This is a genomic window from Euzebyales bacterium (assembly GCA_035461305.1).
Lineage (GTDB): Bacteria > Actinomycetota > Nitriliruptoria > Euzebyales > JAHELV01 > JAHELV01.
Genome location: DATHVN010000226.1, coordinates 1 through 3,514 on the forward strand (window position 1 = coordinate 1; position 3,514 = coordinate 3,514).

At 67.7% G+C, this 3,514-nt stretch carries 3 protein-coding genes; all 3 read left to right on the plus strand.

What is annotated here, in order from left to right; translation table 11 throughout:
• The first annotated feature begins 693 nt into the window (after positions 1-693).
• Complete coding sequence (gene rpsL / locus VK923_20550; protein ID HSJ47069.1) at positions 694-1,062, plus strand: 30S ribosomal protein S12; 369 nt, start codon at positions 694-696, stop codon at positions 1,060-1,062.
• A gap of 4 nt (positions 1,063-1,066) precedes the next feature.
• Complete coding sequence (rpsG, locus tag VK923_20555) at positions 1,067-1,537, plus strand: 30S ribosomal protein S7 (protein HSJ47070.1); 471 nt, start codon at positions 1,067-1,069, stop codon at positions 1,535-1,537.
• A 72-nt stretch (positions 1,538-1,609) separates the two neighbouring features.
• On the plus strand, positions 1,610-3,514 hold a 1,905-nt coding region (gene fusA, locus VK923_20560), incomplete at its 3' end, for an elongation factor G (GenBank protein ID HSJ47071.1).

A 3,514-nucleotide genomic window follows, 5' to 3' on the forward strand; every position in this document is an offset into this window, starting at 1 on the left:
TACCGCCATCGTCGTCCGCTGAGCGCCGCCGCGAGCACGGCGAACCACCCCGGCCGTTATGAGCCGACCGACGGAGGAGCGGCCGCGTCTGCTCCTGACGAGCGTGCGGGTCCCTGGGCGGTTGTGAGCGAGCGACGACGGATCCATGGACGTCAGGAGGGCAGCCGGGTCTTCCCTGGGCCGTTGGGAGCGGCCACGAGCAAGTTGACAGCGGGGGTGGGCGAACCTACTCTCGTACCTGAACGACCGACGACGCCAAGGTGCGCCTTGGCGTCACATACGTGTCTCTGAGAGATGCGGAACATCAGCCGCAACCGCTGCGTTCGCAGTGGTGCAGCGCATCACCGCACGGTGTCGCTGTAGGCGACCCGACGCAGGCGACTGCTGGCGACGTGCCCCCGAACACGGGCGCGGCGGACAGGGTCATCGCAGATCCCTTGACCGGACGCCACGGTGCCGGCGCGTGCCCGTACCCGACACATCGAGTCGAGCGACTGTGCACGCGCAAGTGAAACGCCCGTATGCGTGGCCCGACAGGGGCACGAGCGGGCAGAGCACGACCAGCGGTCGCCGGCAGCGCCGGGGTCGTGGGTGCAGCAGCCAGGGCCGACCCGGACGGTCGCTCCTGTGAGGAGAGCGGTGAGCCGGCCAGGCGTGCGGTCACCGCAGATGAGAGCAGAAGGAACGTGCTTCATGCCAACCATCCAGCAGTTGGTGCGCAAGGGCCGCGACAAGAAGGCTCCCCGAGGGAAGACGGCTGCCCTGAAGGGTTCGCCGCAGCGGCGCGGCGTGTGCACCCGTGTCTACACGACCACGCCCAAGAAGCCGAACTCGGCGCTGCGCAAGGTATGCCGTGTGCGGCTGAGCTCCGGCATCGAGGTCACTGCGTACATCCCCGGCGAGGGTCACAACCTGCAGGAGCACTCGATGGTGCTGGTCCGTGGCGGTCGTGTCCGTGACCTGCCGGGTGTCCGCTACAAGGTCATCCGTGCCGCACTCGACGCGTCGGGTGTGGCCGGTCGGCAGCAGGCCCGCTCCAAGTACGGCGCCAAGAAGGGTTAGGAACATGCCTCGTAAGGGACCCGCTCCCCGCCGCAAGCTGCAGCCGGACCCCAAGCACTCCAGCGTGCTCGTCACCCAGCTCATCAACAAGGTCATGCTCGACGGCAAGCGGTCATTGGCCGAGCACATCGTCTACGACGCCTTCGACCAGATGCAGGCGCGCACCGGCGCGGACCCGGTCCAGACGTTCCGTCGTGCGCTCGACAACGTCAAGCCGATGCTCGAGGTCAAGTCGCGTCGCGTCGGTGGTGCCACCTACCAGGTGCCCATCGAGGTCCGGCAGGGCCGCGGGACCACGCTGGCGCTGCGCTGGATCACCCAGTACGCCCGCGCCCGCCGTGAGCACACCATGGCCCAGCGCCTCGCCGGCGAACTCCTCGACGCCAGCAACAACGCCGGTGCCGCGGTCAAGCGCCGCGAGGACACACACAAGATGGCCGACGCCAACAAGGCGTTCGCCCATTACCGCTGGTAGCCGCCCCATCCGCAAGCGGTTCCACCACGGGCAGATCGTCCACCGTTGACGCCTCCCATCCGAGGTAGACCGATGGCAAAGCGAGAACACCCGCTCAAGCGCACCCGCAACATCGGGATCATGGCGCACATCGATGCGGGCAAGACCACCACAACCGAGCGCATCCTCTACTACACCGGTGTGACCTACAAGATCGGTGAGGTGCATGAGGGCGCGGCCACGATGGACTGGATGCCCCAGGAGCAGGAGCGGGGCATCACGATCACGTCGGCGGCCACGACGGCGCGCTGGCGTGACCATGTGATCAACATCATCGACACGCCCGGCCACGTCGACTTCACGGTCGAGGTGGAGCGCTCGCTGCGCATCCTGGACGGATCCGTCGCGGTGTTCGACGCCGTCAGCGGCGTCGAGCCGCAGTCGGAGACCGTGTGGCGGCAGGCCGACAAGTACGGCGTCCCGCGTGTCTGCTTCATCAACAAGATGGACCGTGTCGGTGCCGACTTCGTCGCAGCGGTCGACTCGATCCGCGACCGCCTGGGCGCCAACCCCGTGCCGGTGCAGCTGCCGGTCGGGTCCGAGAGCGACTTCGTCGGCGTCGTCGACCTGGTCGACATGAAGGCCCGCGTGTGGGAGGGCACCGGCGACGACTTCGGGTCCACCTTCCACGACCAGGAGATCCCCGCCGAGCTGGCCGATCAGGCCGAGGAGTACCGGGCGGCGCTGGTCGAGGCGATCGCCGAGATCAACGAGGAGCTGCTCGAGGAGTACCTCGTCAACGACGACCTGACCCGTGAGCAGCTGATCAGCGGCATCCGCAAGGCCACGATCGACAACGAGATCACGCCCGTGCTGTGCGGCTCGGCCTTCAAGAACAAGGGCGTCCAGATGCTGCTCGACGCCGTCGTCGACTACCTGCCGTCGCCGGCCGACGTCCGGCCGGTGGCTGGGATCGACGTCAAGTCGGGCGAGCCGATCGAGCGCAAGGCGGACGAGAACGAGCCGTTCTCGGCACTGGCCTTCAAGATCATGAGCGACCCGTACGTCGGCAAGCTCACCTACTTCCGCGTCTACTCGGGACTCGTGGAGCAGGGTGAGGCGGTCGTCAACTCGACCAAGGACCGCAAGGAGCGGTTCGGCCGGATCCTGCAGATGCACGCCAACCACCGTGAGGACCGTCCGGCGGCCTTCACCGGCGACATCTGCGCCGCGGTCGGACTGAAGTTCACGACCACCGGCGACACGCTGTGCGACCCGCAGGCGCCCGTGCTGCTTGAGCGCATGGACTTCCCAGCCCCGGTCATCCACATCGCGATCGAGCCGAAGACGAAGGCGGACCAGCAGAAGCTCGGTGAGAGCCTGCATAAGCTGGCCGAGGAGGACCCGACGTTCACGGTCCGGACCGACGAGGAGACCGGCCAGACGATCATCGGTGGCATGGGCGAGCTGCACCTCGAGGTGCTGGTGGACCGCATGCTGCGCGAGTTCAAGGTCGACGCGAACATCGGTCGTCCACAGGTCGCGTACCGCGAGACCATCCGGCGGCCGGTCACCGACCACCGGCTGCGCTTCAAGCGTCAGACCGGTGGGTCCGGGCAGTTCGCCGAGGTCAAGATCTCGATCGAGCCGACCGGTACGTTTGCGACCGAGCCGCGCGAGGTCGTCGACGCCGAGGGTGAGCCGACCGGTGAGATCGGTGGCTACGAGTTCTCCGACGAGATCCGCGGTGGCGCGATCCCCCGCGAGTTCATCAGCTCGGTGAACCAGGGCATCCGCGAGGCGATGGAGGGCGGCGTGCTCGCCGGCTATCCCATCGTCGACCTGCGGGCGCGCCTAACCGACGGCAGCTACCACGAGGTCGACTCGTCGGAGATGTCGTTCAAGATCGCCGGGTCGATGGCGCTCAAGGAGGCTGTCCGCAGGGCAGGCCTGGCGCTGCTCGAGCCCGTGATGGACGTCGAGGTCTCGACCCCGGAG